Source organism: Roseomonas indoligenes (assembly GCF_017813365.1).
GTDB lineage: Bacteria > Pseudomonadota > Alphaproteobacteria > Acetobacterales > Acetobacteraceae > Roseomonas > Roseomonas indoligenes.
In genome coordinates, this window is sequence record NZ_JAGIZA010000050.1 from 1 (window position 1) to 3,014 (window position 3,014).

Genomic DNA, 3,014 nt, shown 5'->3' on the forward strand with positions numbered 1-3,014 from the left:
CCCGTACCCGCGAAGCCCTCTGGACCACCATCGGGCGCCTGCTCGACACCTTCACCCAAGCCGAGTGCAGAAACTACCTCGCCAACTCAGGATACGCGTCCGAGTAAGCTGGAAATGCTCTAACGAGCTTGGACAGCACCGTGGCGCGCACCGTGCACGGGATTGGCAGCGTCGAGGTCCTGGAGGAGGCGCCGGACCGGATTCTGTGCGAATCTGTCTTCTCCGTGCACGTCTACGACCCACGCCTGGGAAAGGAGCACACCCGCCACGGCCGCTACGCCCATGTCCTGGTGCAGGACGCCGAGGCGTGGCGCATCGCCCGGAAGGTGATCACGCTGGCGAATGACCGCGTGCCGACCGTCCTCGATTTCTACAGCATTTGAGGAGCCGCCCATGTGCGGGAACGCTGGCTGGCACCGCGCCGCGACGCTCGACCAGGTGACGGAGGACGAGCCGCTCGCACTACAGGTCGGCGAGCGCCGCATCGCGCTGTTCCGGGTGGGTGAGGAGATCTTCGCCACAGACGACGTCTGCACCCACGCTTTCGCGCTGCTCTCCGACGGGCTGCAGGAGGGCTGCGTCATCGAGTGCCCGCTGCACAACGCGCGCTTCGAAGTGCGGACGGGACGGGCGCTGTCCAGCCCGGCGGAGCGCGACCTGGACACCTTCCCCGTGCGGGTTGCGGGCGAGGCGATCGAGATTCTGCTGCCCGCGTGAGTGGCGCGCGCGCTGCGCTGCCCGGAAGGGCAGGGCCGCGGGCCTGACCGCGGCCCGATACCGGCGTGAGACCGGAAAATGGAGAAGACAAGAATGCAAAGACGCACCCTGCTCTCCGGTCTTGTCGGCGGCGCGGTGGGAAGCCTGGCCGGCCCGGCCGCAGCCCAGTACCCGGACAGGTCGGTCCGGCTGATCGTCCCCTTCCCGCCGGGCGGGCCGACGGACGTCTTCGCTCGCGTGCTGGCGGAGCGGCTGGGGACGAGTTGGGGGAAGCCGGTCGTGGTGGAGAACCGGGCCGGGGGCGGAACCATCGTCGGCACCAACGCCGTCGTGAAGGCACCGCCGGATGGGTACACGCTGGGCCGCGTCATCAGTGCCTTCACCATCAACCCGGCGATGAACCCCAGCCTGCCCTACGACACCCTGGCGGACCTCGCCCCGGTGAGCCGCGTGGCGGCCCAGCCGCTGGTGCTGGTGGGCCATCCATCCCTCCGAGCGAAGGATCTCGCCGAGCTGGTCGATCTCTCGAAGCGAGAGCCGGACGGCTAGGCCTTTGCCACCCCCGGTGCCGGCACGCTGACCCATCTGGCCGGCGAGATGGTGGCGCGGGCGACGGGCGCGAAGCTCGTCCACATCCCCTACCCCGGCTCGGCCCCGGCGCTGACGGACGTGCTGCAAGGCCGCGTGCCGCTCATGTTCGATGTCTGGAACTCGCTGCGCCCGAGCGTGGAGACGGGCAAGCTCCGCGTTCTCGGCCTGGGAAGCCGAACGCGGATCGAGGGGGCACCGCCTATGGAGCCGATCGCCAGCATCGTCCCGGATTTCGACATCTCGTCCTTCTTTGGCCTTGTCGCCCCAGGAGGAACGCCGCCCGCAGTGGTGCAGGGCATCGCCGCGGATGTCCGCGCGATCATGGAGCAGCCCGACATGGCCCGCCGCCCCCGGGGAGTTCGGAAGTTTCATCAGGACCGACATGGAGCGGTGGCGGCGCGTTGTTCGGGAGAGCGGCATCGAGGTCGTGCGTTGAGGCCGATGCCGAGCCCGTCAGGTACGGCAGGGCGGGCGTGAGTAAGATGGGCGTACGTCAGCTCCTATATTTCGGCCGCTCTCGGCTGGCATGGATGCCGCTCATCCTCACCCGGATGACCCGTGGCGAGGCCCGTCTTTCGGCCATGCCGCAACTTGGATATGGCTCGGTCCGAGATCCTCATTAATGGCTGTCGTCGTCATGCCAGCGTCGTAGAGGGCCCGCACCTGGGCGAGTAGGCCCTCCCTGACCCGATGCAGGCCGGCTCGGCTGTCCTCGATTTCGGTCGCAACCGAGGCGCCTGACCGGAGCGGTCGGCCCAGGCCACCCAGTCAATGCGCCGTGCTGGCGGAGGGTCGGTGGGGCAGGACATCCACCACCGTCCGTCGCTCCAGGTCGACCATGATGGTTCCGTAGGTCTGTCCTTTGCACCAGGCCCAGTCATCGCTCCCGACCACCCGCACAGAGGTTCCGTTGTTGTGGATCGCCTGGCGCATTAGGAATCGGAGCACAGTTTCGTCGCTCACCGGCAGCCGAGGCGGGCCAGGGCCCGCTCGGCTGGGCGCCCACCTGAGCCGTGGCCGAGAAGGAGGGCGACGTCGGACAGGCGCCGCGTCATCCGAAGCCGTGGCTCGGCAGCGCCCGGCAGTGGCTCAGCAGAGATCTGCCGACCGCAGCCACGGTTCCAGCATATCAGCTTGGCGATCTTAAGCTGGAGCGTGACCCGGGCACCCTGCAGCGAGAGGTCCTGCAAAGGGGCTGCGAGGCCTTATCCCGATTGTTCACCGCGGGTGAAGGTTCCCTTGGAAGACTGGTTTGACCGGGCTTGATACTGGGACCGAAGATCACCAATTGTCCCGTCCACCGTGAGGGGGGTGTTCCCCTTGGGGCTCTCCACGAGAGGGCTTGAAACCGGCGCCGCGAGGCGCTAAGTCGCTCTCCACGCAACGTGGCAGTTGCTCTTTCAGGGCGGGCTGGTGGCACCTTTCGGTGCGGCCAATTTACTCGGACAACGCAGCGCTGCTTGGTTGCGGATCCTGATCTTTCTAGTTTCGCCCTCGCAGAGATGCGGGGCGTCTCCTGTCGGGCCTGTGTAGTGCCAGCGATGGTACAGCGGGGCTGACAGGGCCAGATCTTTGACAATTGCATCAGTCTTTTGGAAGTGCGACGCGATCTTTTTTCGCGGCCACGGATTGGCTTTGAGCTGGTCTGGGGTGCGGGATGATTGCTTTGCGTCGAGAATGGTGAGCGGAGCCCTGATCAACGGGCA

4 protein-coding genes and 2 pseudogenes are annotated in these 3,014 nt (G+C 67.0%); 4 read left to right on the forward strand and 2 right to left on the reverse strand.

Annotated features, from left to right (window positions below; all coding sequences use genetic code 11):
• The 4 genes and pseudogenes from J5Y10_RS28245 to J5Y10_RS28250 form a co-directional block, all read left to right on the forward strand.
• Nucleotides 1-107, forward strand: a pseudogene (locus J5Y10_RS28245) (IS630 family transposase); the annotation flags it as partial.
• A gap of 33 nt (nt 108-140) precedes the next feature.
• Nucleotides 141-383 (forward strand): aromatic-ring-hydroxylating dioxygenase subunit beta, encoded by a 243-nt coding sequence (locus tag J5Y10_RS27490; protein WP_209377344.1) that lies wholly within the window; start codon nt 141-143, stop codon nt 381-383.
• Nucleotides 384-393: 10 nt separating this feature from the next.
• The gene (locus J5Y10_RS27495; protein WP_209377346.1) at nt 394-717 is read left to right on the forward strand and encodes a non-heme iron oxygenase ferredoxin subunit; all 324 of its coding nucleotides are present in this window, start codon (nt 394-396) and stop codon (nt 715-717) included.
• A gap of 93 nt (nt 718-810) precedes the next feature.
• Nucleotides 811-1,785, forward strand: a pseudogene (locus tag J5Y10_RS28250) (Bug family tripartite tricarboxylate transporter substrate binding protein).
• 291 nt (nt 1,786-2,076) lie between these two features.
• Here J5Y10_RS28250 and J5Y10_RS27510 read toward each other — a convergent pair.
• Nucleotides 2,077-2,241: a hypothetical protein gene (locus J5Y10_RS27510; protein WP_209377350.1), complete on the reverse strand. Its 165-nt coding sequence runs from the start codon at nt 2,239-2,241 to the stop codon at nt 2,077-2,079.
• Nucleotides 2,242-2,708: 467 nt separating this feature from the next.
• On the reverse strand, nt 2,709-3,014 hold a 306-nt coding region (locus J5Y10_RS27515), incomplete at its 5' end, for a hypothetical protein (RefSeq protein WP_209377352.1).

Bases quoted from the DNA above. Each gene is read 5' to 3' on its own strand.
- J5Y10_RS27495 (WP_209377346.1), top strand. From the start codon at position 394: ATGTGCGGGAACGCTGGCTGGCACCGCGCCGCGACGCTCGACCAGGTG.
- J5Y10_RS27510 (WP_209377350.1), bottom strand. From the start codon at position 2,241: ATGCGCCAGGCGATCCACAACAACGGAACCTCTGTGCGGGTGGTCGGG.